Source organism: Vibrio zhanjiangensis (assembly GCF_030161235.1).
In the GTDB taxonomy this organism is placed as follows: Bacteria; Pseudomonadota; Gammaproteobacteria; order Enterobacterales; family Vibrionaceae; genus Vibrio; species Vibrio zhanjiangensis.
On record NZ_BSPW01000034.1, the window covers coordinates 1 to 24,352 of the forward strand.

Here is a 24,352-nt window from a genome sequence, read left to right on the forward strand (position 1 = left end):
GTTAACGTAATGACAAAGTCGCTTGGTAATTAAGGTACGACAGAATCGCTTGGTGATCACACTTAGTTGTTTCTAATGGGAATGCGTTCAAAGTCAAAACGACAAAGGAGGCAAAGGAACCCAGTAGCCTCCCACAAGGGCTAAGTTTCATCCAACACTTTTTATCGCCAGCGAAGAAATGGGTCATTCAATCGCCTCAACAATCATGGGAATGGCAACATCAATGAGAAAATTAAATCAGTACTGGCGAGTATTTGCGACTGGATGTTGCTTTTCAGCTTTTGGTCTAGGTAGCTTAATTCTTAGCTTTGTCGCGATCCCTATAATTCGCTTAACCACTCTTGATACAAAAAAGAGAGAGTATAAAGTTCAAGAAGCGATTCAATATGCATTCGACATTTTTTGTCATTTGATGAAGCTCTGCGGGGTCATTGACTACGAAATTATCGGTGCAGATATAATTCAGCAAGATAGAAGCTGCATCATAGTGGCGAATCATCCAAGTTTGATTGATTATGTTTTGATCGCCTCACAGTTAAAACACTGTGATTGCCTTGTTAAGTCGGCAATATGGTCTAACCCGTTTATGAAACATGTTGTTAAGGCTGCTGGTTATATACCAAACGAAGGGCCTGATGATTTATTAGCAGCATGTGGAGAGCGATTTAACGATGGTAACGTTTTGCTTATTTTCCCTGAAGGTACTAGAACGACGCCAGGTATAAAATCGAAATTGCAAAGAGGCGCAGCTCAAATAGCGATTCGTACCGAACGAGATTTACGCATTGTGCATATTACAGTAACGCCAAGTTTTCTTACAAAAGAGAAAAAATGGTATCAAGTGCCGGAAAAAAAGCCATTTTTCAAAGTTGAAGTTAAAGATAAAGTTGAGATTAAGCCTTTTATAACGCAAACTACGTCCCCGACGAAAGCAGCTCGTCGCCTACATCAGTATTTGGCTGAAAATATATTTCCAGAAAATTCATAATTATAAGAAGGTACCAGTGGAAAACTTAAACAATGAGATCAAGCAACTTATTATTGATGCTCTTAACCTCGAAGATTTAACCATCGACGATATTGAAACACAGGCGCCACTTTTTGGTGATGGCCTTGGTTTGGATTCTATTGATGCTCTTGAGCTTGGTTTAGCGATTAAAAAGAAATACAGCATTGTCATTGATGCTGACGATTCTAATATTCGAGAAAATTTCGCTTCTGTAGCAAACCTTACTAGATACATTTCTTCTCAAACCTCTTCTCAAGATTAAGAATAGTTTGTAGGTACATTCATGACAGACATAAACAAAGATCGCGTATTTGAACAAGTTAAAGCTGCTCTTGTAGATTTATTCGACATTGAGGCCGAAGACATTCAACCAGAGGCTCACCTATACGCTGACTTAGACCTAGATAGTATCGATGCAGTAGACCTTGTAGTGCATCTACAGAAGGTCACAGGTAAAAAGATTAAGCCAGCTGAATTTAGCACTGTCCGTATAGTGGACGATGTAGTTAATGCGGTAACAGAACTTCTTAAGGAAAGTGAATGCGCCAAGTGCTGACAGTTGTGTCTGCCATCGTATTATTTGTCTACCCTTTCGCGGTTTACTTTGGTATTGACCAATTTGGCTTAAATCTGGTTGGAGTTATACTCGTTGTAGCTTTACTTTTACGAATGTTCACAGCGAGTAAAACACCATTCAAAGAGCTTAAGTTCCTTTCGTTCACCACGGGTATTGTGGGTATTCTCTTAGCTATCTCAGGCGTTGTTTTCGAGCAACATGGATGGCTAAAATTTTACCCTGTCCTCGTAAACCTCTGTATGCTTGGCTTGTTCTCACTGAGCTTGACACAACCACAAAGCATCATAGAAAGGCTTGCTCGGCTTAGCGATCCTGATCTTCCACAAAGTGGCATTATCTATACGCGAAAGCTTACAGCTGTTTGGTGCGGATTCTTTATTTTGAATGCATCCGTCGCACTTTACACCTGTTTTCAACCTATCGAAATCTGGGCATTTTACAACGGCTTCATTAGTTATATAGCGGCCGGTAGCTTATTCGCAGGGGAATGGGTAATGCGCCAAATTTTACGAAAGGAAGATTGAATCGCATGAACACAGGCTTGTTGAATATCTCTTCTATCGCGACTTTAATGACGGCGAATAGAACGGTACAATCTAGGGTTGCATACGACAAAAATATAACGATGACGTGGGAAGCATTTCAAGATAATGTCGCCAGCTTGAAAGTTAGGTTAGAAAATCATCAGGCCCAACGTATCGCATTGTGTTTTGGCAACAGCTATCTTTTCGCTATAAGTTTTTTCGCCTGTTGCTACTCTGGTAAATCAATTGTTCTACCTGGTAATTGTCAGCCTGAAGCATTAAGAGAGTTGGATAAGCACTTTGACCTTGTGTTACACGATCGTGAAGTGATTCCTCCTAATGGGCTCTCCTCTCTATATGTAGATATATGCTCCAATTCAGGAGCTTGTAAATGGCAAACTTTATCACTCGCTGATATAACCCTTACATTATTTACGTCCGGCTCGAGTGGTAATCCCAAAGCAGTCCGAAAAACGTTAGAGCAGCTAGATATCGAAATCACGATTCTTAACCGGTTGTGGGGTCACAAGCTGCAAGGCGCTAATATTGAAAGTACGGTTTCCCATCAGCATATTTATGGGCTGCTATTTCGTGTTCTTTGGCCATTATGCTCAGAAACTCCTTTTGCCACCTATAACTTGGAATTTCCAGAACAGGTGTGTCATTTCGCTTCTCCCGAGACAGTACTGATCAGTAGCCCAGCATTACTGAGACGCTTGAGTAAAGAACTCCAACCATCGTCACTGCGTTGTACTTTTTCATCTGGAGGCCCCCTACCTATCAATTCTGCCTACCATGTTGAGCAATTATTTGGCGATTACCCAATCGAAGTATTAGGCAGTACAGAAACCGGCGGCATTGCATACCGACAACAAAGTTCAGTCAATCAACTTTGGACACTTTTCCCTGAAATTGAGGCAAGCTTAAACGACAAAAATTGCTTAAAACTTCGTTCGGCCCACATTGACAAAACTCAGTGGTATCAGACTGCAGATGAGTGCTATTTCCATGAAAACGGTTGTTTCGAATTGTACGGTCGCACCGACAGAGTCGTAAAGGTAGAAGAAAAGCGTGTTTCACTTGTTGAAGTAGAAAAGCGTTTGGAGCAACTATCGTTGGTTGAAGAAGGTGCCGTCATTCCAGTAAGAGAAGCAGACCGTCTATCGCTATTTGCCGCGATTGTTCTTACTACTGAAGGTAATGAAGTATTAAAAGAACTTGGAAAAGGGAAGTTTTGGATAGCCCTAAGAAAAGCGCTTCTTAAATGGCTTGAGCCTGCTGCCATTCCACGCAAATTTAGAGTGTTGGATGAAATTCCGCTCAATAGCCAAGGTAAACGACACCCGTCTGAAATAGAAAAGTTGTTTCAAGAATAAAAGAACTCATCATGGACAAAAGAAAACCAACAATCACCCAGATTGATGTCGGCCTCCACATCGTAACAATAGACATGTATGTCGACGAAGATATCTTAGATTTCCAAGGTCACTTTACTGATTTCCCATTGTTGCCAGGGGTTACACAAATCGATTGGGCTTTATTTTATGCAGTCAAATACGTCGAAACACCCGCAGTATTTAAAGGTATGGAAGTCATTAAATTCAACGAACCTATCTTACCAAATATGAAGGTTACTCTTTCGCTGTCTTGGGATGTCGAACGAGAAAAGCTTGCATTTAAATATACTTCTACCTCTGGTGAACAAACCAAAATTCACTCTTCGGGTAAAATGAAGCTGGGGAGTTAACGTGACGACCGTGAGCAACAAGAAACATTATCATGCATGTTTTCTTATCCCATGTTACAACCATGGCAGTACGATTGAATCTGTAGTTGATTCACTGTCCGAGTTTGCTTTACCGGTTTTGGTTGTTGATGATGGCAGTAATTATAAAACAAAGAACACCTTAGACACCTTGGCTAGCGAAAAGAAAATTACTTTGATTCGTCTACCTGATAATCAGGGCAAAGGTGTTGCTGTGATGGAAGCGTTCCAGCAGCTATTTGCTAAAGGGTTCTCACACGCTATACAAATAGATGCCGATGGTCAGCACGATCTCGATACGATTCCAGCACTAATAGAAGCTTCACAATCGAATCCGGATAGGCTAATTTCTGGCCAACCTATTTATGATGAAAGCGTGCCTAAATCGCGTTTATATGGGCGATACTTAACCCATGTCTGGGTATGGATTGAAACACTGTCATTTTCTATCAAGGACAGCATGTGTGGTTTTCGTGTCTACCCTCTCAAACCAACAGTTGACGTAATAAACAAACATTATATCGGCAAGCGCATGGACTTCGATACAGAGATCTTAGTCCGCATGTACTGGGAAGGTACCGATGTTGATTTTATTCCGACTCGTGTCATCTACCCAGAAGGTGGTATTTCAAACTTCGATGTGCTCTGGGACAACGTCAAAATTAGCCGAATGCATACGCGTTTGTTCTTTGGCATGTTGCCAAGGGTTCGTTCATTAATAACTCGAAAACGAAAACCTCAGCCATACAGCAGTGAGCATTGGTCAAAGCGAAAAGAGCAAGGCACAAAGTTGGGGATTAAAACCCTCTTGGCTATATATCGTATGTTCGGGCGTAGATCCTTTAATCAAGTTTTGAAGCTAGTGATATTCTATTACCATTTGACTGGTAAATCTGCTCGACAAGCTTCTGAAGTATACTTGTGTCAGTTACAGCAATATGCAAGACAACAAAATATTGTGCTACCCCAGCCTTTAGACAGCTATCAGCACCTATTGTCATTCGGACACACTATGCTCGATAAACTGGCTGCCTGGCAAGGTGATTTCAGCGTAGATAACCTAACGATTCATGGCCGAGACCACTTTGAAGAGATGGCCAAAAGCCAACAAGGAGTGGTTATTTTTGCTTCTCACCTCGGTAACATAGAGTTGTGTAGAGCACTAGGGCGTAGACATTCTCATGTGAAAATTAACGCTCTGGTATTCACAAAACATGCCGAACGATTTAATACGGTGATGGCAGCTGTGAACCCAAATTCTGAACTCAACATTATTCAAGTTAATTCTATAGGACCAGACACCGCCATTTTGCTTCAGCAAAAACTTGAACAAGGAGAATGGGTGGTGATTGTCGGGGATCGTACTTCAACCAGCGTTGAAAGCCGAGTGACTTGGACTGACTTTTTAGGTAAGCCTGCGCCTTTTCCTCAGGGACCATTTATATTGGCCTCGGTATTAAAAGCTCCCGTTTATCTTCTCTTTGGCTTAAGAGATGACGGTGCTGATAAACCACACTTCAACGTATACTTTGAGCATTTTAGTGATCAAATAACGTTACCACGTAACTCTCGACAGGAAGTGCTCAATTCTGTGGTGCGGCAATATGCTCAACGACTAGAGCACCACACGCTGCAAGCTCCGTTGCAGTGGTACAACTTTTTCAACTTCTGGACTCTAAGCAATAACAATGACAATAAATAAGAATCAAAGCATAACTTTTGGTGCAGGACGCCTTTCTATTGAAGATGTTGTAGCGATTGCACATGGTGCAAAAGCAAGTATGAATACATCCCCCGAATTCACCAAAAAAATTGATCGCGGAGTAGCATTTTTAGAAAAGCTTCTTAAAGAAGAAGGCGTTATATATGGCGTAACGACTGGGTATGGCGACTCATGTACGGTTGCTATCCCACCTGCATTGGTCGATGAATTGCCTCTGCACCTGACTCGGTTTCACGGCTGTGGCTTGGGTGAAGTCTTGTCTCATGAACAAGCAAGAGCGGTACTAGCCACTCGCTTATGTTCTTTGTCACAAGGCGTCTCGGGCGTCTCTCATGACTTATTGAATCAAATCATCAAGATGATTAACTATAATATAACGCCACGCATCCCTCAAGAAGGATCGGTTGGTGCTAGCGGTGATTTAACGCCATTATCTTACCTTGCTGCGACTCTTATTGGTGAACGTGATGTATTTTACAAAGGTGAGCTGCGCCCAACTCAGCAAGTATTTGCCGAACTAGGTATTTGTCCCATAACGCTGAAACCAAAAGAAGGTTTAGCCTTGATGAATGGTACGTCAGTGATGACAGCACTCGCTTGCATTGCGTACAAACGTGCAGAATATCTTGCTCAACTGTGTACTAAGATCACCTCTTTGGTATCTGTGGCTATACAAGGTAACGATTTTCATTTTGATGAAGCCCTATTCGCGGTCAAGCCTCACCCAGGTCAGCAACAAATAGCGGCATGGTTGCGTGATGACTTAAAAACAGAACGCCCACCGCGTAATAGTGACCGTCTTCAAGATCGTTATTCTCTTCGTTGTGCACCACACGTTATCGGTATGGTTCAAGACTCTCTTCCTTGGCTTCGCCAATTGATTGAAAATGAATTAAATAGCGCCAATGACAACCCTATTATTGATGGGGATAATGAACGTGTACTGCACGGGGGACATTTCTATGGTGGCCATATTGCTATGGCGATGGATACACTCAAAGCGAATATTGCAAACCTAGCCGACCTGCTGGATCGCCAGATGGCTCAGCTCATGGATTATAAGTTTAACAATGGTCTGCCTTTTAATCTGACTGGTGCTGTAGGCGAACGTAAGGCTATTAATCATGGTTTTAAAGCCGTTCAAATTGGTATTTCAGCATGGACCGCAGAAGCGTTAAAACATACTATGCCTGCTAGTGTTTTCTCTCGCTCAACTGAGTGTCATAACCAAGATAAAGTGAGCATGGGTACCATAGCTGCCCGAGATTGTATGCGTGTTCTAGAGCTGACAGAACAGGTGGCGGCAGCCTCTTTACTCGCCAGTGTACAGGCAGTAGAGATTCGTCATCGTCATAACGAACTAGACCAATGTCATATGAGCAGCAGCTTAAAAATGATTCGTGACTCGGTATTGGAAGAATTTGAGTTTGTTGTTGAAGATCGTCCACTTGAAAACGATTTGCGTCACTTTATCTCGAAAATCCAGCAACGCTACTGGTCGTTATACGCGGAGGTATAATGCAAGAGCAAGTCTTTTATCAATTGGAAGCAGAAGTCACTATGGTTACTTCCTTTCAAGATGCAGACCCCATGGGCGTCATCTATCATGGTAACTTTTTCCGTTACTTTGAAGAAGCACGCAGAGTCTTAATGGAAAAAATTAATTACAGTTACTGTGATATGCAAGCGTCAGGTTATATGTGGCCAGTCATCGATACCCGAGTTAAATATGTCAAAGCCATCCCTTTTAACCATGAAATTCGTGTGGCTGCATCACTCACTGAATGGGAAAACCGATTACGCGTAGATTATGTTATCTATGATAAAAAAACCGACCAACGTATGTGTAAAGCTCATACCACACAGGTCGCAGTTTGTATCGAAAAACAAGAGATGTGTTTTGTGTCTCCATCCATTTTTTTAGATAAAGTTGAACAATGGCATAAATCTGGAGCCTGTCATGATGCGTAAATGCTTGTTATGTGTATTCATGCCCTTTCTTTTACTCATGTCATTCTCAACATTAAGTTGGGCAAGGTTACATAATCTCGAGTCACTTCAATCACAATTGTCGAAAAATGAGGTCATACGCGGCAATTTTAAACAAAGTCGCCACCTTGAGATGTTTAATCAACCTCTCATCTCAACAGGTACCTTTAGTCTTAGCAAGTCACATGGTTTGATTTGGCAGCAGCAAACCCCATTTGCGGTAAATCTAATTTTAACCCAAGACAAGTTACAACAGACCTTTGCTAATCAAGCACCAAAAACCATTACTGCACAAGAAAACCCAATGGCATTCTATTTTAGCCACATTTTTCTATCGGTTTTCCATAGCAATACAGCAGTATTGGAAGAAGGATTTAGAATGAATTTTTCAGTGCAGGACAATGACGAATGGCAATTGGTCCTGACTCCAAAGCAAGCACCGCTTAATTCAGTATTTAAAGCTATTACCCTAACGGGTAAGAACTATATAGACCAATTGGTGCTAGAAGAAGTACGTGGAGATAAAACAAACATCGCGTTTACTCATCAAACCTCGATACCAAAAGAATTAACGGATACAGAGAAGGCTCAATTTGAATTCTAAATTCCAACTGGGTTCTCGCTCATTGGCACTCCTTTGGGTGGCTTTCGTTTTGATTGTAAGCGCTCTCTTGCTAAAGCTGTGGCTGGGTAGCACTCATCTGCCGATTGAAACCAACATTCTAAAGCTGCTACCCAAAAATCAACAGGATAAAGTGGCAGAACAGGCATTTAAAGCTGTCTCTACTAGTATGAGTGATCGAGTAATATTTGTGCTTTCCTCCCAAGACAAAGAAAAGTTACTCCAAGCGGCAAGAACCTTTGAGAAAGGCTTACTAGAGACTCAACAGTTTACCAACGTCATTGGCGAGATATCACCCGATAAACAGCAAGCATGGGCAAGCTATTATTTTAATCATCGATTCCAACAGCTAACTCAAACCCAGCGTGATCGATTAAACCAGGATCCACAAGCTCAAATTCAACATGTGCTTCAAGTACTTTACAACCCGTTTTCCGGTGTGACGAGTCAAGAGCTACAAAGCGATCCTTTCCTTCTATTTCGCGATTACCTCAGTCAAGTAAAACAGCAAACGTCGGCATTTACGCTTGATAGTGGCTATTTATTTGCCAAAAAAGAAGGTCAGCAATACCTACTGATCACGGCGATATTGGATAGCTCACCCTATAGCTTCCCCACTCAACTCGTAGTGTCCAAAATCGAACAACTAGAGCAATCTATTGCTACACAGTTTAATACAAAGACGGCTCATACAGGCGCGCTGTTTTACGCTAGCTATGGTACCCAAAACGCGAAACATGAAATCACTACTATTGGTGCTTTCTCACTCCTAGGTATTATCGTTTTGCTCCTAATTGTATTTCGCAGCTTATCACCTATCGGACTAGCACTGTTATCGATATCGGTCGGCTTGCTCGTTGCCCTTAGTGTCACGATCTTGGTATTTGGCAAAGTCCATCTGTTCAGCTTGGTATTCGGAGCAAGTTTGATAGGCGTTTCGATAGACTACGCTTTCCACTATCTTACTGAAAGTTTGTCTTTGGGCCATCATTGGGACAGCCGAGAGGGGCTCAAACATATTTTTGTAGCAATCACGCTCGGCCTTGCAACCAGTCTGATTGGCTACATAACCATGCTGATCGCCCCTTTCCCTGGTTTACAGCAGCTTGCTCTATTTTCCTCTATCGGGCTTATTGCCGCTTATACAACGGTTGTCGCTTGGTATCCAGTTCTAGCAAAACAGCCTTCTCATAATGTCGCGAATGTACCCGCTAAGAAACTTTTGTCAGCATGGTTATCCGCTTGGCAGTATTCTAGTGTGAAAATTGGACTTCCTATTATCTGCCTAGTAAGCAGTGGTTATTTGCTCACCCAGCTAGAATACAATGATGATATTCGCCAATTACAAGCCATGCCAGAGGCTCTCAAAAAGCAAGAAACTTTGATTACGGAAGTGAGTGGTATGCAGGCTTCGCAGCAAATGCTTGTAGTAACGGCTAATTCTGAACAATCTCTATTGGAGCGATTAGAACAACTCGACTCCAAGCTCAACCAATGGCGACACACTAACATCGTTGAAAGTTATCAAAATTTGAGTAATTATCTGAGCTCAATTGAACGTCAACAAAAGGATTTTGCTCTAATAAAGAACCTCTACCAAACTCAAGGTCCTACCTTAGCATCAGATCTGCAGTTATTAACTACACCGATACTCAATGCCAGCTTTGTACCAGTCAGTTTGACAGGCTACCTAAACAATCCTGTATCAGAACCCATTCGATTTCTTTACTTGGGGCAAATTGAAGGCAAGTCCGCCGCAATCATAATGCTAAATCAACTGAACAAACCAGACGTTGTTAAGTCTTTTGCACAAACTCAACCTGATATCAGTTACTTGGATAAAGCAGAGGAAATTTCGAGCCTGTTCAGAGATTACCGGATTAAAATTATGGAACTTTTATTTTCAGCCGCCGCTATCATTTTTTCAGTGCTGGTAAAACGTTATGGCTTTAATCATGGCTGGAGAATTATACTACCTTCGGTGATTGCGTGTATCTGCGGCCTTGCTGCGGCTGTTGCCGCTGGTTCAACACTCAACTTATTTAATTTATTAGGATTGGTCCTGATCTTGGGAATAGGTATTGACTACACCCTGTTTTTTGCCGAAAAGTCGCACAGCTTAAGCACTCTTCTTGCAATTACGCTTTCTGCCATCACGACAATATTGTCTTTCGGGTTACTAGCTTTAAGTCAAACCCACGCGATTCATAGTTTTGGTATTACCGTTTTAAGTGGCATTTTTGTCGCTTGGCTGCTTTCACCTATTGCTATTATAACGAAGGAAAAACCTCAATGAGCGTTTCAACTATCTCGCGTGTTTTCATCGTAATTGTTTTTGCAATTACGCTCAATGCATGTAGCTTAGTGGCGAGACAATCGACCCCTAGTATCAATATAGAACCAAGTGTAATAGTACAGCTTCCTACCCCAGATGGTCTTGGATACCAACTATCCGCGAGTCAGCTTGTTACAATAAACTGGATTGTTGAAGGCGAAGAGAAATCCGAGCAATTACCGGTCCAATTGCAGGTCACCAATACCCAAGTCGTAGTGGCAGGCTTTTCCTCTTGGGGTACGAGGATTTTGTCTCTCAACTACAATGGTGAGCAAATAAAAACCGAGGTTCTCGCAAACATCGATGGTACACTGCCCGACCCTGAACAGGTACTCTTCAACGTAATGATAACTCTCTGGCCAAGTTCTGCTTGGGAACCGTCGCTAAATAAGATAAAGTGGCGATTGATTGATGATGAATATTCTAGAACCATACTGAATAGTAGCGGTGAAAAGATGATAAGTATCCGCTATGAAAATCGGGACAAACTCAAAGGTAAGATTAGTTTCAATCATCTTCAACATCCTTTTTCGATTTCCATCCAAACACTGCAGTATCAATTGAATTAAGAACGATCCTAATACAATATTATGTCTATTTGCTCTCCCCAACCTTTGTATATCCATGCCTGCGGCTTTCATTCTGCCATGGGTAGTGATGCGGCCAGCATTCACCAATGCCTGTCAGGATCAAAACCATCGAACATGGTAGTGGATAAAACCATTCTTAATAACGGTCGAGAAACGGTTATTGGGCATATTTCAGAGCCATTACCCAATCTTCCGCAAGCCTTGCATTGCTTTGATTCAAGGAATAACCGCCTTGCACTCTCTGCCATTCAACGCATCGAGCCCCAAATACGTGAAGCCATCAAACAATACGGCTCAGACCGCATTGCTGTTGTAATTGGAACCAGTACCTCTGGCATCTTAGATGGTGAACTTGCGTTAGAGAAAAAGCTGGAAGGCCATGCTTTCCCAAACAGCTATCACTATCGTAAACAAGAACTTGGTCACTGTAGTGACTTTGTCGCTGCTTATTTTGGCCTCACGGGTCCCCATTATGCAGTCTCGACGGCTTGTTCATCGAGTGGACGTGTATTTATAACGGCTCAGCGCCTTTTGAAATTTGGACTAGTCGACGCTGTTATTGTTGGCGGAGTCGACACTATATGTCGCCTAACATTGAATGGTTTTAGTAGTTTAGAAGCTCTGTCAAGCAAACATTGTCTGCCATTTGATGCTGATCGAGACGGTATTAACATTGGAGAAGCAGCATCCATTATGCTGTTGAGCCACTCCCCCGCAAAAGTAGCGTTATTGGGTGCAGGAGACAGCTCTGATGCACACCACATTTCCGCGCCACACCCAGAGGGTATAGGTGCTGAAGAAGCGATGAATAATGCTTTGATTAATGCAGGCTTAAGCGCCAAAGATATTGGTTACATCAATGCTCACGGTACCGCGACACCATTGAATGACTCAATGGAAAGTAAGGCTATTCAACGATGCTTCGGTGGTAGAGTGCCTGTTAGTTCAACCAAACCTCTAACAGGTCATACATTGGGAGCGGCCAGTGCTACCGAGGCTGCTATTGCCTGGCATATATTAAACTATGATCTTGACCTACCCATCCAGCATTGTGCAAAGAAAGCGCAAGATATTCATATATCCCTCGTTGAGTCACCAATAAAGCTTGGTGGAAAAGCAATTTTAAGCAATTCTTTTGCTTTCGGCGGTAATAACGTTAGTCTTATTTTTGGTTACGCTCATGGCTAAATATCCTTCAATTGAACAACTACTTCCACACGATAAGCCAATGATCTTCGTCGATCGTGCGATCGATATTCAGGTAGATTCAATCCATTGCCAGGTTGAAATCGATGAACATATCCCCTTTTTCAACTACGACACTAAAACAGTGCCAGCGTATGTTGGCATTGAGTTCATGGCTCAATCGATTGCCGCTTGGTCTGGCTACCATGCGCTTATTCAATACCAGCAACCACCCATCGGATTTCTATTAGGAAGTCGACGTTATAGTTCAGATATCGAAGCCTTCACTCAGGGTCAACAAATTGATATCTATGCTGAAAAGATAATGGAAAACGATGGCATGGCCGTGTTTTCGGCTCGGATGGAGTGGCAAGAAAGAACTATCGCAACCTGTCAGTTGAACGTGTACGTTCCATCAAAAGAAAAACTAAAAGAAATGAAAATTAGGAGCCAACAATGACTCGACAAGTCCTAGTCACAGGTGCCAGCAAAGGCATTGGTAAGGCAGTTGCCGTGCAACTTGCTAAAGACGATTTCCATATTATCGTTCATTACATGGGCGACCAACAAGGTGCGCAAGATACGCTAGAAACCATTGAGCATAATGGTGGCTCGGGTCGTCTTATACAGTTTGATATAAGTAACCGAGAAGAATGTCGAAACACATTAGAGGCCGACATAGCAGAATATGGAGCATATTATGGCGTGGTAAATAATGCTGGTATCACTCGCGACACCGCATTTCCTGCCATGACTGAAGAAGAATGGGATGGAGTGATCCATACCAACCTAGATAGCTTCTACAATGTCCTTCACCCTTGTGTGATGCCAATGGTACAAAAACGTAAAGGCGGTCGTATTGTGACTCTAGCATCGGTATCTGGCCTGGTGGGTAACCGAGGTCAAACCAATTACAGCGCAGCCAAAGCCGGAGTCATTGGTGCGACGAAATCTTTAGCACTTGAATTAGCCAAACGAAAGATCACCGTAAACTGTGTAGCGCCCGGCCTCATTGACACCGGCATGGTAGCTGAACACGTGAAAGAACACGCAATGCCTCAAATTCCTCTTCGCCGTATGGGTGAACCAGAAGAAGTAGCAGGCCTAGTCAGTTATCTTATGTCTGACATTGCAGGCTATGTAACGCGCCAAGTTATATCCGTTAATGGAGGCTTAGTATGAATCGCCGAGTCGTTGTAACCGGTATGTCTGGTGTTACGGCGTTTGGTAATTATTGGTCCAGTATTGAGCCTAAACTGCGAAACTGTCAAAATGCTACTCAGTACATGCCCTCGTACGAACAGTATGACGGTTTAAACACCAAGCTTGCTGCGCCTATTGCCGACTTCGAATTACCAAAACATTACAAACGTAAACAAGTACGTGGCATGGGTCGTGTTTCAAAGCTTGCCACAGTCGCAACAGAAAATGCGCTTAATCATGCGGGTTTGATTGGTAATGATGTACTCACCAACGGACAAACTGGGATCGCTTACGGATCTTCGGCAGGGAGCACTGACGCCGTTGGTGCTTTTGGTGTCATGTTAAACGAAAAAACGACCAAAGCTATTACCGCCACCACGTACGTACAAATGATGCCACATACCACCGCCGTTAACATTGGGCTGTTTTTTGGTTTAAAAGGTCGTGTCATTCCAACCAGTAGTGCATGTACTTCTGGCAGTCAAGCTATTGGCTACGCCTATGAAGCCATTAAACATGGCTACCAAACTGTCATGGTTGCAGGTGGGGCTGAAGAGCTCTGCCCGACCGAGTCAGCCGTATTCGACACCCTTTTTGCCACCAGTTTGAAAAACGATACGCCTAAAAGTACACCTAGACCATATGATGAGGAAAGAGATGGCTTAGTTATTGGTGAAGGTGCGGGTACCTTAATCTTAGAAGAGTATGAACACGCGATGGCTCGTGGTGCGACGATCTACGCTGAGATAATAGGCTTTGCGAGTAACTGCGATGCTGCACATGTCACTCAACCACAAATGGAAACGATGCAAATATGTATGGAAATGGCACTACAAAACGCCAATATACCAGCGGATAAAATCGATTATGTATCAGCACACGGCACAGCAACAGACCGTGGTGATATTGCTGAAAGCAACGCCACTGCAAATGCACTTGGTAAAGTGCCCATCAGTTCATTAAAAAGTTATTTTGGCCATACATTAGGTGCTTGTGGTGCCATAGAAGCATGGCTAAGCCTAGAAATGATGCATAGTGGATGGTTTAATCCAACTCTCAATCTTGATAACCTAGACCCACAATGCGGTGATCTAGACTACCTATCAGGACAAGGCCGTGAACTCGATGTCAAATACCTAATGAGTAACAACTTTGCTTTTGGTGGCATCAACACCTCGATCATCTTTAAAAAGATTTAACTAAGTTCAGACTACAACAAAGACGCTCAATGAGCGCCTTTGTTGTTTTAAGCTATTCGAGCCAAGTACTCGCCGATTAACCCAAAAGACGCCACCAAACCTTGCAGTGAAAACATAAGCTCTGTATTCATATGAGTTGAAATAAAACTGATAACCTGCGCTTTATCGTCGGCTAACAAAGCTAACGCCTGCTCATAACCAGCGCCTAGCCCTTCAACCCCTTCAGTTAAATTGGTATTAATCCCACGACAATCGGGGTGATATGGGTACACCTTACAATCAACTTTGCCCGCAATCATAGCAAAACCCCTTAAAATCTATTTAAAAACAATATGATACTGCGACTTTGCCATACTAACTAATTGCTTTTTTATATCAAATAAGTTCCTAAGCTCTTTGTGCAAAGTTAGATACCCAGCTCAGAAAAGGGGAATTATCGTGCTAGAGGGGTTAGTTTTGGTGAATGATAAGGTCATTCCTCAAGCCTGACGACATTAGTATGCTCGCTAGGTATTAGCAGGATGTTACCTCGGGGAACGTCGCCTAAAAACGTCTTTGGCTTTAGTCGGCTTATAATAAGTTTTAAAACTTTTTTGTCGATTTTTACCAAACTAGTAAATCCTTTTTTCTTCTGAATGGCTTGAGGAAAGCTCAGAAATAATACTTACCGTATTTCAATGTAAAATCAGGCTCACACATCACCTGCTTCAGCGCAGTGGCACAAAGCGGCAGTATAATATTGCACCGAGAGCGCCAAGAAAATGGCCTATATGATCGATTTGTATATTTAGTTCATCTTGTGAGTTGATCTTGTTTTCTGAATCAAAAGCGAGTAGTGCTGCTAACACCAAGAATAGAGCAATCGCCAAAAGCCATTCCTTAAGTGTTAGGTCTTTCTCATCCGTAAAGTAGGCCGCAGCTAAACCAAACACACCACCCGATATGCCCCCAATAAACACATTTTCTGAATAAAAGAGTACAGATGGTATCGATGCCAAACTTCCGATAAGAAGCACAGAAAAGTACCTTTTGGCACCGACCCTACGCTCATAAACAGAGGCCATGCCCAGACCAACAACATTTGAAACAAGGTGAATTAAGTTACCATGAATAAACAAGTGTGATACAAGCTGTGCTGGCCAGTCTAAAAACAGAGCCATATTATTCTTTAAAGCTAAGGTCTTATATAGATTTTCATCTATAGAAATAAAACCAAAGTTTGTTGTTAGGAAAAACACTAGAATAATTAAAGCGCCAGAGAATATAGAAGCCCAAACTCGTTTAAAATTGTCGCTGTAGCTATAGTTCTGACAGGACTTCAAGCTACTCGGCGCAGGCTTGATTAAAGTTAGTGAGCTAACATAAACGATAAGTGTGAGTATAAAAAGATACATTTTATTTACGTTATTTATGACATGTCACCAAAGCGCTATTTTTTAAGAGTGCAACTCGTTCACATAGCGCTTAGCTAAACATCTTGAGGTTATTTGATAATGCTTTTTTCAATATGTTCTTGAACAGCTGGTTGCAACCTAGCCACGTTTTTAGCTCCCTTCAACTGTGCTTTAAGCTTGATTTTTCTGGTATTTTTAAACTTAAAGGTCATTGGCCTTTGAAGAAAACCTTTCCCAATATCAACACTTTCAATTTCGTTAAACTCAAAAAAGTCATGCTCTTTAAACTTGCCCCAAAAGCTCAATTTATGAAAAGAGATACCTTTTTCAGTGATCGCTAGAAAGTATACTTTCAACCCACAAAATATGAGAGGGCCAAATAAGAGTATCAACCAATAGCTTGGCATACTCATCGCTTGAAAAAAACCCACCAAAGAGTCACCATCGTTAATATGTTCTTCGATATGTGCTTGGACTTGCTCTATCTTCATGTATCTCTTCCACAATTTGTAGTTAAAACTCTGGTGTCATACCTAGCATCAATGCCTACATAGGTCCATTGACCAACACCAAGCAAAAATTCGCACAACGTATTCCTAATACAGCCCCTATATCTATTCTGCCATTCTATTAGAACCTTATTCCGTTAGAAAAGACGTAATATATTTGGTTTTTCGTTTATTTAAGGTTGCAAGAACTAAGAATTAAACTTTCACTTGAAATGAGAATACTCATATTTTCATATATTTATAACCACTCAAGATAAATTACTATGATTTAACTACCTAAATAGTCACTATGACTATGAATAAGCACAGAATGAGGGTTTCTCAACCTTTAACTTTTCTATGAGTCAGAAAATATTGCCTTATATCAAAGTTGGCTGAATATGGTTATGTGACTTGGAAACATGACTCATTTAGGGGCAAAAAAACAAAGGTATAAAGCCACCCAACCCGACACTGCAAACCTCATCACAAAACCACAATTATCTGCTGAGAGCAAAAACCGTGGTTTTCACTGGCTCTACGGTCTTCTTAAATGCTCCCCCAAGCAAATCTACTATCAAATCAGTTACTTTATCAGCCTCTTTGATCGCTCACTCCATGTTTTATCAAAGTGATACTTTCAACAAAAGTTGTTACAGTTCCGCCATTTAATATGCATGTAGATTGATTACCCGCAGTGGTTGGGTCATAAGAGTGAAGCGGTATGGCGAATGATATTGAGTTTAGCTTTGAGATCTCTGGGTTTTTAGGGGCGTTCAAAGTAGAAAGTTTTCGGGTGACGGAAGCGCTGTCTGCGCCGTTTGAAATGAGCCTGACCGTCTTATCTGAAAATATCGCTGCAACCATAGGTTTTGGATGGCTATTTGATTATATTGATACATCAAAGGACTACAAAAAAGATCAATGGCTTTTTTAAAAGATGCATTTCCTAATTTCACTACTGAAACAGTACTTGAACATATGTTTGGTGATACCGTTGAAAAAAGTATTGAGTCAGAGCAGCAGAAAATTGATCAGTATATTGGTGAGCAAGCACTAAAAGGCTCAGGCATGTTTGGGTTTTAAGAGGAAATTATGGACATCAACTCTGAAATAAATCGAGTATCTGGCTTAAGAAAAAGCATTCTATCTATATTCGCAATTTTCTCATTTTCCGAAATTATTAATCGTGAATAACGTTTTTACATTAGCCACGTTACCTATATTATTATATTTTATAATATCACCAATTATAATACTTAAAATATGCCTTATGAATTCTACTTGCATTAGGGAACACCCTATTGAAAATATCACATTAATAATGCTATATTTTATATATAGCTCATATAATTTCATATTTTCATCTGTTTTTATCAATGTTGAAAATACATTTGACATCCACTTTGCGTTATCCGCCATCATGTTTGTATTTTTAATGCTAGGTATTATTTCTGGCAGCTTTTTCAAAAAAGATAGAGATGTTAATTTATTTAAAAATGAAACCATTATAAGAGGAAATGAAATAGAGCTAAGAAAATTTAACCCTTGGGCTGACCTTAGTCTTGATAAAGCACCTTGGTTAAGAAAGCCACTTAAAGGTCTTCATTATGCTGTTGCTGTTTTTATCCTACTTATTGGTGGTTCTGCCGCAGGGCTTTCTATCGCTATTGCTGAAGGTCTAAAACGGTCAGGTCTTTTAGGAGACGATATCAATACTCATGCCTTCTTGTTTTTTGTTATGGGTGTACCAATTGGAATCGCAATGGGTGTGGTTATCGCACCATTAATCTCATACCTATACCATTGGCGAAAGCTACTTAAGACAGTTAAAAAAGAACATGGTAGTTACACGGTTTTGTTGAACTTGGAAAAGAAACCCTATTCTGAGCTAAAGCAAGAGTTGAGTGAAGGTTAAAATGGAAATTTATTCAGATGATGATTATAAGGCTGAATGTATAAGGTCAGATTTGATAATTACTTCCGTAATAATGGCGTCATTTCAAATCGCATATGCTTTTTTCGATTCGCAATACTATGCTACTGTTTTCTGCTGGTTAGCATTTTTGAGTGTAGTCTTGTTTCAAGTTTTTCTTTACACTCGTTTTGGGATAGAGTTTCTCAGAAGAAGAGTCTCTTCACAAGTAATTTTAATGAGTTACTTTATCACCGGCCTGACAATGTTCATGCTAAGCTCAGTAATAGTTCATTCAAAAAAAGCATTTGATCCCACCTTTTATATGTTTATATTTTTGATATTATCATTTATTCTGGGAGTATTAACTGGATTGTTTTTTAGTGACAAAGCCATATTATTTAATAATAGTAAATACGTCAAAATTAGAAATAACGAAATAGAGATAAGAAAGATTGAATTTTTTGGAGTTTTAACGCTAAAAAGAATGCCTTTTCTTAGAGCACCATTAAGAAAGCTTCGAAATATTATCTCTATTTTAGCTGCGCTTATCGGCACTGGCGGTGCTGGCATTGGAATGGGGATTGCGGAGATGCTTAAGCGGTCAGATGTACTTGCCCCTGATATGAGTGTACATGCGATGCTATTTTTTAGCGTTGGAATACCACTTCTGTTTGTACTTGGAATATTAATTTACTCTACAATGACATACCTATTCGAGTGGCGTAAGCTGGTCGCAAGCATAGATAAAGAGTATGGTGAACATGTGATAATCTATAACTCCAAAAAGAAATCGTATAAGAAGATTAAAGAGATAATGGCAGAGTCAGGCTCTAATGCTAACGGATAAACATAGACTTTTTGTCATGACCACTAACAATAGCCTAAAAACACTCGCTTGAATCAGTTATAAGTTACGGCGTAACTGCGAATTTAGTTACGCCGTCACATGAGTGCTATTTCATCTGTCCATCAAGGTTTAATACGGTTAAGGCATTGCTAACACTTGATAATTAGCCCGTGCATCAGGAGCCGATAAGCTGGCTGAGTGCGCTAACATCCCGACTAAAGTGAATACTTTGAGCTGGGTAAACCGCATTGTCTCTCACACCACCCCTCACTATATCAAACTGCACTCGATCCCCATTGTCTCTTGGTGGCAGGATTTTCACCCCACTCTCGTGAACTGTCATTTGGCCAGGAAAGCTCCCTGATTTGAGAACTTGACTTGAACCTGGTTTCGCCACACCTCGCGTTTCTTCCATAAGAAGATGGTTGGTATTACTTAGCTGAGCAAAACTTCCATGAGGTAGCTTGCCTTCTACCAGTAACTTTCCTGAAGCGTCATATCCTCTAGCCTCAGAGAAGCGAACCGTATCTCGCAGCTGTGGGACGATATTGGCAACACCATTGGAAGACACTCTAGCTAATTGCTGAGCCGTCAAACGCTGCGATAGCGTGCTGCCCACTTCAGTACCAATTGCTCTGGTTGCATCTTGAGCAATCGATCGAGTTTGGTTGAAGCTAAGACGATTGCCAGACAACCCTCTTTCAACACTGCTTCTGTGGTTTACACTCTGTGCACTGGCATTCGTAATTTGTTGCAAAGCCTTTTTCTGGGCTTGCCTAAACTCATATTGCTGAACCATTTCAAGTGAACGCTGTGCTTGCACCGCTTCAATCTCACGAAGGCGAGTTTGCGTTGCTATTGCTTGGCGCTGCTCTTGTTCGGCAATTCTTATTGAGGCTTGACGCTCCGCCTCTGCATATTGCGCTTTTCGCCTAATTGAATATTCAAGTTCCTGCTGCTTAACATGTGCATCTAGAGCAGCTTTTTGCTCTTGCTCTTTTACATGGCTTTTCACTGCCTTGCGTAAAGCGTCGGTTTGCGCATCCGCCGATAACTCACTTATGCCGTTTACCACACGTTCAGCCTTAGATTGAGACAGACCGTGACTTTTCAGTGCTTCAATTTGAACCTGTCTTGTATTCTCTTTCTTTGCCTTTTCTTCACGCCACGCCTTCAACCTTTTATCTTCTTTTTCTATCATGCCGTCTACCTTACTTTGTGTAAGGGCATAAGGTTTGGTAGGCGAGACTGGCTTTGTCGTCTTTGGAAGCTTTCTTGCTAAATCACCCGCAATTTTTTTCTTCAAATCCGCGCCTTCACCAAGCAAGCGACTCATCAATGATGGGCTGCCGATAGACTGCAAAAGCTGCTTTTTATCCTGAGTTGGTACCAAGAGTAATATTGAGTTAGACACACGGCTTGGAGAATGTCGGTAGATTGTTGCTAGTGCACCGTGTTTGGCTTTTCCGCTGCTGCCAAGAAGGTTTAATTTAGGATTTCCACTAGAGCCCAGCTGCACGATATCCTGCATAAAAGCGGACATGGTACTTTCTTTCCTGTCGCGGTAGTCGGAATACATTCTATCTACTAGAACCTCAAAGCGAGAGTTATTCCCTCTGGGGCCATTTAATAGTGAAATAACCTCGCTTCTATGCCCCTTATCCAGAGCTTGGCACAGAAGACTCAACCCACTGTTTCTTATTTCTTTTGCCGCAGGTGTTTCTTTACTATGGTAATACTCATCTTTGTCAGGTAAAAACAAGGCATAGTGCGCAGTGTCTATCATAGCGCGGCTTTCTTCAGGTGAGAGTGGGCTCTCTGACGCAAGCTTTTCTTCAAAATACTGCAAGTTGTGCAATGTATTTGGTATCGCGTCACCTTTAAGCACCTCTAGATTATGGAATAGCGCCTCGCTTTGTTTTTTCTCACTACTGGCTTGGTTTTCTGCTGATTGAGCGCCCAGAGTCACGTTAGATCCGCTCGCGCTAGATGTTGAAGCTTGCACTCTAGGTGGATTAGTTTCGCGAGACGGAAAGCCGTTGTTGGTATACTCTCCTATGATATGAACACTGCTATTCTTGTGGCCTTTAATTTTTGACTCAATATAGTCAGAAAGAGGCAAGCCTGTATCACTCTGTGGATCAATAATAAATGACTTGCCATTTTCATCTTGCCAAGCAACGACAGAATGTCCGCCTTGCTGACCATCGGCTGTTGTCCAAGCATGGTTAACCATCAAACCTTTACCTGGCTCTAATCTTGATTCTAGGGCACGCTCTAAATCGTTGACGCTTTGAATATCTTCTCTTGCTGTATCTATACCTTGAGATAGAAACAAATTTTGGATGTCATCTACATTGCCTCTATCTTGTTGCATGGTCTCAGAATTAGAAACCAGTTCATGTGTATTTTGTCCTACCAGCATTGCTGTTGAAGCATAGTAACAGTTTTGATCGAGTCCGCTAACATTGGTACTAGGTGCTGGTTTGCATGGGATGGCTTTAGCAGTTTTTAAACTAAGCCGTGAAACGCCATCGATCAGCCCTTTTAGATCAGAAGCCTCAGTTTTAGCTTGCTTTTCGGGCACTTGCCTATCGCCTTCCATAGGCCGCTTTCTACTATTCGTAACTTTGGCCACTTGCAATACTTGAATACCATCATCAGATGTATCCATGCTGCTTCCATCAACTTCCATTGGTATGGGGCTATTAGGTTCGCTTCTCATCTATTTCTCCATGAATATCAAATTGAGGCGAGTCGGCAAATTTCTTATATGACTAACGGGGATTTTCGAAATTACGCTAGCAGAATATTGAGTTTTTGAAGCTGTAACTGTAAAAGAATTAACCTTAGTCATCTTCATTACTATTTAACTGATTCAATTAACAATATAGAGTTGACCTTAGCATTAGGTCTCAGTAATTCGTCGTGTAAATTTCTGAGTTTATATGTAAAAAATCTCCTTTAACAGTAAGACTCTGTATCATAAAGAAAATGCATTCCCTCGGCATGCGCTTACGAACAGCGGTAAGCTACTTTCGTAAAGTAAGCTTACTGATTGGTATTCATCTCAAAGCTGGGGACTTCAGAGAATCACTATCGCGCGAGGGGGGCTTCTGCTGGTCAGAAATAAGTTCTCAGAACCTTGCATATTTTGCCCCAAACAACGCCAACATTTTACGCAAACTTTCATAATCAAACATATGACACGATTAATGTTAATTGGCTCAATATAGTCCACTTCACCTTTAAAGAAAGTAACCGGCTGACAATATTAGAGGACTATACATTGAGAGTTTTTAATGCAACGCTGAACCAACCCGAAACGACGGGGAAACAAAACCATGATAGTGGTTTAATGCCGATAGCTAGAATTTATAATGTCGATACAAATTTGTATTTGTTGCATAAAACTATGCTGAACGAAAAGCCAGATACCGATACTATAAAGGCATTATATAGAGCGAACCTCTCGATGGCTGAAACGAGGGAGGTGTTGAAGAACGGCCGAAGTAATATACCCGACTCATACAGCGATGAGACAAAAGCAGTTGATCCTTTTAAACCTCATATTGATACCATACGTCAGAGAGGCTATATAGCGGAGTATGTCTGCAAGAATAAAATAAGAGACCGCTGTATGATAAATGCAACGGAAGCAGCTGTAGCTATGGTAGCAAAAACCGGAAACTGTTCTGAATTCTCAGCAGTGCTACAGGCACAACACGCAAAAAAACTAAAGATGAATGAACAATTATATCGAGTAAATGGCCGAGGTTTCGACCATGAATGGGTGGAGTTACAAACATCTAAAGAGTCGACCGAAGATAAAGATAAAATAAGCATTGTAATGGATTCATGGGCATATGGCCCAGCCATATTACATGAAGATTCTCATATCGCGGATAGTGTAAAACATAGGTTTAGATCTGATGTTATTCGATCTCCGAAAGAGGGGCAGGACCACAACGAAAAAGTAATGGCTAAGAAGCAAAGTATAGAGAATGGTGCGACGTTGGCTTTTGGTTTAACTCTAGAAGAACTTTTGGTAACACCTACGTCCAATGGAAAACGTGGGCTTCGTGTTAGACAAAAAATGGGCACTATCTCAGAAAGCTTTCTCGCTAGAGTTCAGGACGCTACGACTCGATCTGAAGAAGTCTTACGTAGATTAAATGTGACAGATGAAAACGATACTTCAAAAGCTGAGAGAGCAGCGCTAATGAGCGAGATTCGTAAAGCGGGTATATTAAGAGATGCTATCGACTTATCGGTCAGAGAATCGACCAATAAAGATACCCTCAAAGCTATGTTCTGCACCTCCAAGCACACCTCGTAATGGCTAGCTAAAATGTTGGTTCATTATGGGTTCTGTAGCAAATTCTAATTCTTTATCAAACTGAATGGCCAGTTGAGGACAATGTCATATTCCAGTTTTGGATTGGCATTGTCCACTTCTTAGAAGTATTCAATATCCCAGCGTACAGCAGTTTTAGCAAGCTATTTTCGTTCGGGAACCCACCCTTGGTTTTAGTCAGTTTACGAAACTGGCTGTGTACTGCCTCGATAGCATTCGTGGTGTATATGGCCTTTCAAACGTTAAAGTAAACCGACAAATTGGCCCACTTGCTACGCCAAGAACGAAGCACGATTGGGTAGTGTTGTCCCCACTTGGACTCTAAGCGATCCAGCTCCATCTCAGCAGCTTCTTTACTGACAATGCTTTAGGTCAGCCATGAACTCTTTTTGGTGCTTGGACGCCACGTACTTTAAGGAGTTGCGGATTTGATGAATCACGCACTGCTGAACCTCAGTATCAGGGTAAATGCTTGCAATGGCTTCAGGAAAACCGGTTAGACCATCGACACAGGCAATCAAGATATCTTCAACACCACGGTTATGGTAGACATGTATTTGTCCTACTTGAGTTTCTTCTCTCCAGTTTGTTCTTGGATTTTCCATCGTTCCATAAGCGGTAACTTGA

General features: G+C 41.5%; 25 protein-coding genes and 1 pseudogene. 21 read left to right on the plus strand and 5 right to left on the minus strand.

What is annotated here, in order from left to right; translation table 11 throughout:
* Nucleotides 1-223 precede the first annotated feature (223 nt).
* From QQK21_RS09535 to QQK21_RS09610, 16 genes are read left to right on the plus strand one after another with little or no spacing between them, the layout of a single operon-like run.
* Nucleotides 224-988, plus strand: a complete 765-nt coding sequence (locus QQK21_RS09535; RefSeq protein ID WP_284191962.1) for a lysophospholipid acyltransferase family protein — start codon at nt 224-226, stop codon at nt 986-988.
* A 16-nt stretch (nt 989-1,004) separates the two neighbouring features.
* The gene (locus QQK21_RS09540; RefSeq protein ID WP_284191963.1) at nt 1,005-1,271 is read left to right on the plus strand and encodes a phosphopantetheine-binding protein; all 267 of its coding nucleotides are present in this window, start codon (nt 1,005-1,007) and stop codon (nt 1,269-1,271) included.
* Nucleotides 1,272-1,292: 21 nt separating this feature from the next.
* Nucleotides 1,293-1,565 carry an acyl carrier protein gene (locus QQK21_RS09545; RefSeq protein WP_284191964.1) on the plus strand — a complete coding sequence of 91 codons (273 nt, stop codon included), beginning with the start codon at nt 1,293-1,295 and terminating at the stop codon, nt 1,563-1,565.
* On the plus strand, nt 1,550-2,110 hold the full coding sequence (locus tag QQK21_RS09550) for a COG4648 family protein (protein WP_284191965.1): 561 nt from the start codon (nt 1,550-1,552) through the stop codon (nt 2,108-2,110). The genes QQK21_RS09545 and QQK21_RS09550 overlap by 16 nt, the downstream gene beginning before the upstream one ends.
* A gap of 5 nt (nt 2,111-2,115) precedes the next feature.
* Nucleotides 2,116-3,486, plus strand: a complete 1,371-nt coding sequence (locus tag QQK21_RS09555) for an AMP-binding protein (protein ID WP_284191966.1) — start codon at nt 2,116-2,118, stop codon at nt 3,484-3,486.
* An 11-nt stretch (nt 3,487-3,497) separates the two neighbouring features.
* Nucleotides 3,498-3,857, plus strand: a complete 360-nt coding sequence (locus QQK21_RS09560) for a 3-hydroxyacyl-ACP dehydratase FabZ family protein (protein ID WP_284191967.1) — start codon at nt 3,498-3,500, stop codon at nt 3,855-3,857.
* 1 nt (nt 3,858) lies between these two features.
* On the plus strand, nt 3,859-5,577 hold the full coding sequence (locus tag QQK21_RS09565) for a glycosyltransferase family 2 protein (protein ID WP_284191968.1): 1,719 nt from the start codon (nt 3,859-3,861) through the stop codon (nt 5,575-5,577).
* Nucleotides 5,564-7,117: an HAL/PAL/TAL family ammonia-lyase gene (locus QQK21_RS09570; RefSeq protein WP_284191969.1), complete on the plus strand. Its 1,554-nt coding sequence runs from the start codon at nt 5,564-5,566 to the stop codon at nt 7,115-7,117. The genes QQK21_RS09565 and QQK21_RS09570 overlap by 14 nt, the downstream gene beginning before the upstream one ends.
* On the plus strand, nt 7,117-7,569 hold the full coding sequence (locus QQK21_RS09575) for an acyl-CoA thioesterase (RefSeq protein ID WP_284191970.1): 453 nt from the start codon (nt 7,117-7,119) through the stop codon (nt 7,567-7,569). The genes QQK21_RS09570 and QQK21_RS09575 overlap by 1 nt, the downstream gene beginning before the upstream one ends.
* Nucleotides 7,562-8,191, plus strand: a complete 630-nt coding sequence (locus QQK21_RS09580; RefSeq protein ID WP_284191989.1) for an outer membrane lipoprotein carrier protein LolA — start codon at nt 7,562-7,564, stop codon at nt 8,189-8,191. The genes QQK21_RS09575 and QQK21_RS09580 overlap by 8 nt, the downstream gene beginning before the upstream one ends.
* Nucleotides 8,163-10,505, plus strand: coding sequence for an MMPL family transporter (locus QQK21_RS09585; RefSeq protein ID WP_284191990.1), 2,343 nt, complete (start codon nt 8,163-8,165; stop codon nt 10,503-10,505). Before QQK21_RS09580 ends, QQK21_RS09585 begins: the two co-directional genes overlap by 29 nt.
* The gene (locus QQK21_RS09590; protein WP_284191971.1) at nt 10,502-11,113 is read left to right on the plus strand and encodes a DUF3261 domain-containing protein; all 612 of its coding nucleotides are present in this window, start codon (nt 10,502-10,504) and stop codon (nt 11,111-11,113) included. Before QQK21_RS09585 ends, QQK21_RS09590 begins: the two co-directional genes overlap by 4 nt.
* Nucleotides 11,114-11,134: 21 nt before the next feature.
* The gene (locus tag QQK21_RS09595; protein ID WP_284191972.1) at nt 11,135-12,322 is read left to right on the plus strand and encodes a beta-ketoacyl-[acyl-carrier-protein] synthase family protein; all 1,188 of its coding nucleotides are present in this window, start codon (nt 11,135-11,137) and stop codon (nt 12,320-12,322) included.
* Complete coding sequence (locus tag QQK21_RS09600) at nt 12,315-12,779, plus strand: hotdog family protein (protein WP_284191973.1); 465 nt, start codon at nt 12,315-12,317, stop codon at nt 12,777-12,779. Before QQK21_RS09595 ends, QQK21_RS09600 begins: the two co-directional genes overlap by 8 nt.
* Nucleotides 12,776-13,501 (plus strand): 3-oxoacyl-ACP reductase FabG, encoded by a 726-nt coding sequence (gene fabG, locus QQK21_RS09605; RefSeq protein WP_284191974.1) that lies wholly within the window; start codon nt 12,776-12,778, stop codon nt 13,499-13,501. The genes QQK21_RS09600 and fabG overlap by 4 nt, the downstream gene beginning before the upstream one ends.
* The gene (locus tag QQK21_RS09610; RefSeq protein WP_284191975.1) at nt 13,498-14,721 is read left to right on the plus strand and encodes a beta-ketoacyl-ACP synthase; all 1,224 of its coding nucleotides are present in this window, start codon (nt 13,498-13,500) and stop codon (nt 14,719-14,721) included. Before fabG ends, QQK21_RS09610 begins: the two co-directional genes overlap by 4 nt.
* A 47-nt stretch (nt 14,722-14,768) precedes the next feature.
* Here QQK21_RS09610 and QQK21_RS09615 read toward each other — a convergent pair whose 3' ends face one another.
* From QQK21_RS09615 to QQK21_RS09625, 3 genes are all read right to left on the minus strand, one after another.
* Nucleotides 14,769-15,020, minus strand: a complete 252-nt coding sequence (locus QQK21_RS09615; protein ID WP_284191976.1) for a hypothetical protein — start codon at nt 15,018-15,020, stop codon at nt 14,769-14,771.
* A gap of 408 nt (nt 15,021-15,428) precedes the next feature.
* Nucleotides 15,429-15,881, minus strand: a complete 453-nt coding sequence (locus tag QQK21_RS09620; RefSeq protein WP_284191977.1) for a rhomboid family intramembrane serine protease — start codon at nt 15,879-15,881, stop codon at nt 15,429-15,431.
* A gap of 323 nt (nt 15,882-16,204) precedes the next feature.
* Complete coding sequence (locus QQK21_RS09625) at nt 16,205-16,606, minus strand: hypothetical protein (protein WP_284191978.1); 402 nt, start codon at nt 16,604-16,606, stop codon at nt 16,205-16,207.
* Between the two features lie 721 nt (nt 16,607-17,327).
* On the opposite strand from QQK21_RS09625, the gene QQK21_RS09630 reads away from it, so the two are divergent.
* The 4 genes from QQK21_RS09630 (at nt 17,328) to QQK21_RS09645 (ending at nt 19,368) form a co-directional block, all read left to right on the plus strand.
* Entirely contained in the window at nt 17,328-17,540 is a 213-nt protein-coding gene (locus QQK21_RS09630; protein WP_284191979.1) for a hypothetical protein, read from the plus strand.
* On the plus strand, nt 17,528-17,689 hold the full coding sequence (locus QQK21_RS09635; RefSeq protein WP_284191980.1) for a hypothetical protein: 162 nt from the start codon (nt 17,528-17,530) through the stop codon (nt 17,687-17,689). Before QQK21_RS09630 ends, QQK21_RS09635 begins: the two co-directional genes overlap by 13 nt.
* Before the next feature lie 187 nt (nt 17,690-17,876).
* Complete coding sequence (locus QQK21_RS09640; protein WP_284191981.1) at nt 17,877-18,521, plus strand: hypothetical protein; 645 nt, start codon at nt 17,877-17,879, stop codon at nt 18,519-18,521.
* A gap of 1 nt (nt 18,522) precedes the next feature.
* A complete protein-coding gene (locus QQK21_RS09645; protein WP_284191982.1) occupies nt 18,523-19,368 on the plus strand; it encodes a hypothetical protein in 846 nt (281 codons plus the stop codon).
* Between the two features lie 175 nt (nt 19,369-19,543).
* Here QQK21_RS09645 and QQK21_RS09650 read toward each other — a convergent pair whose 3' ends face one another.
* A complete protein-coding gene (locus QQK21_RS09650) occupies nt 19,544-22,093 on the minus strand; it encodes a hypothetical protein (RefSeq protein ID WP_284191983.1) in 2,550 nt (849 codons plus the stop codon).
* Nucleotides 22,094-22,657: 564 nt separating this feature from the next.
* Here QQK21_RS09650 and QQK21_RS09655 point away from each other — a divergent pair.
* On the plus strand, nt 22,658-23,707 hold the full coding sequence (locus tag QQK21_RS09655) for a hypothetical protein (RefSeq protein WP_284191984.1): 1,050 nt from the start codon (nt 22,658-22,660) through the stop codon (nt 23,705-23,707).
* Nucleotides 23,708-23,710: 3 nt separating this feature from the next.
* Here QQK21_RS09655 and QQK21_RS09660 read toward each other — a convergent pair.
* Nucleotides 23,711-24,270: pseudogene (locus QQK21_RS09660) on the minus strand (IS256 family transposase); the annotation flags it as partial.
* Nucleotides 24,271-24,352: the final 82 nt, after the last annotated feature.

Excerpts from the sequence above, each read along its gene's own strand:
- QQK21_RS09535 (WP_284191962.1), top strand. The coding sequence starts at position 224 with ATGAGAAAATTAAATCAGTACTGGCGAGTATTTGCGACTGGATGTTGC.
- QQK21_RS09580 (WP_284191989.1), top strand. The coding sequence starts at position 7,562 with ATGCGTAAATGCTTGTTATGTGTATTCATGCCCTTTCTTTTACTCATG.
- QQK21_RS09615 (WP_284191976.1), bottom strand. The coding sequence starts at position 15,020 with ATGATTGCGGGCAAAGTTGATTGTAAGGTGTACCCATATCACCCCGAT.
- QQK21_RS09640 (WP_284191981.1), top strand. The coding sequence starts at position 17,877 with ATGAATTCTACTTGCATTAGGGAACACCCTATTGAAAATATCACATTA.
- QQK21_RS09650 (WP_284191983.1), bottom strand. The coding sequence starts at position 22,093 with ATGAGAAGCGAACCTAATAGCCCCATACCAATGGAAGTTGATGGAAGC.
- QQK21_RS09630 (WP_284191979.1), top strand. The coding sequence starts at position 17,328 with ATGGCGAATGATATTGAGTTTAGCTTTGAGATCTCTGGGTTTTTAGGG.
- QQK21_RS09560 (WP_284191967.1), top strand. The coding sequence starts at position 3,498 with ATGGACAAAAGAAAACCAACAATCACCCAGATTGATGTCGGCCTCCAC.
- QQK21_RS09590 (WP_284191971.1), top strand. The coding sequence starts at position 10,502 with ATGAGCGTTTCAACTATCTCGCGTGTTTTCATCGTAATTGTTTTTGCA.
- QQK21_RS09555 (WP_284191966.1), top strand. The coding sequence starts at position 2,116 with ATGAACACAGGCTTGTTGAATATCTCTTCTATCGCGACTTTAATGACG.
- QQK21_RS09610 (WP_284191975.1), top strand. The coding sequence starts at position 13,498 with ATGAATCGCCGAGTCGTTGTAACCGGTATGTCTGGTGTTACGGCGTTT.
- QQK21_RS09550 (WP_284191965.1), top strand. The coding sequence starts at position 1,550 with ATGCGCCAAGTGCTGACAGTTGTGTCTGCCATCGTATTATTTGTCTAC.
- QQK21_RS09625 (WP_284191978.1), bottom strand. The coding sequence starts at position 16,606 with ATGAAGATAGAGCAAGTCCAAGCACATATCGAAGAACATATTAACGAT.
- QQK21_RS09635 (WP_284191980.1), top strand. The coding sequence starts at position 17,528 with ATGGCTTTTTTAAAAGATGCATTTCCTAATTTCACTACTGAAACAGTA.
- QQK21_RS09620 (WP_284191977.1), bottom strand. The coding sequence starts at position 15,881 with ATGGCTCTGTTTTTAGACTGGCCAGCACAGCTTGTATCACACTTGTTT.
- QQK21_RS09575 (WP_284191970.1), top strand. The coding sequence starts at position 7,117 with ATGCAAGAGCAAGTCTTTTATCAATTGGAAGCAGAAGTCACTATGGTT.
- QQK21_RS09600 (WP_284191973.1), top strand. The coding sequence starts at position 12,315 with ATGGCTAAATATCCTTCAATTGAACAACTACTTCCACACGATAAGCCA.
- QQK21_RS09570 (WP_284191969.1), top strand. The coding sequence starts at position 5,564 with ATGACAATAAATAAGAATCAAAGCATAACTTTTGGTGCAGGACGCCTT.
- fabG (WP_284191974.1), top strand. The coding sequence starts at position 12,776 with ATGACTCGACAAGTCCTAGTCACAGGTGCCAGCAAAGGCATTGGTAAG.
- QQK21_RS09645 (WP_284191982.1), top strand. The coding sequence starts at position 18,523 with ATGGAAATTTATTCAGATGATGATTATAAGGCTGAATGTATAAGGTCA.
- QQK21_RS09595 (WP_284191972.1), top strand. The coding sequence starts at position 11,135 with ATGTCTATTTGCTCTCCCCAACCTTTGTATATCCATGCCTGCGGCTTT.
- QQK21_RS09545 (WP_284191964.1), top strand. The coding sequence starts at position 1,293 with ATGACAGACATAAACAAAGATCGCGTATTTGAACAAGTTAAAGCTGCT.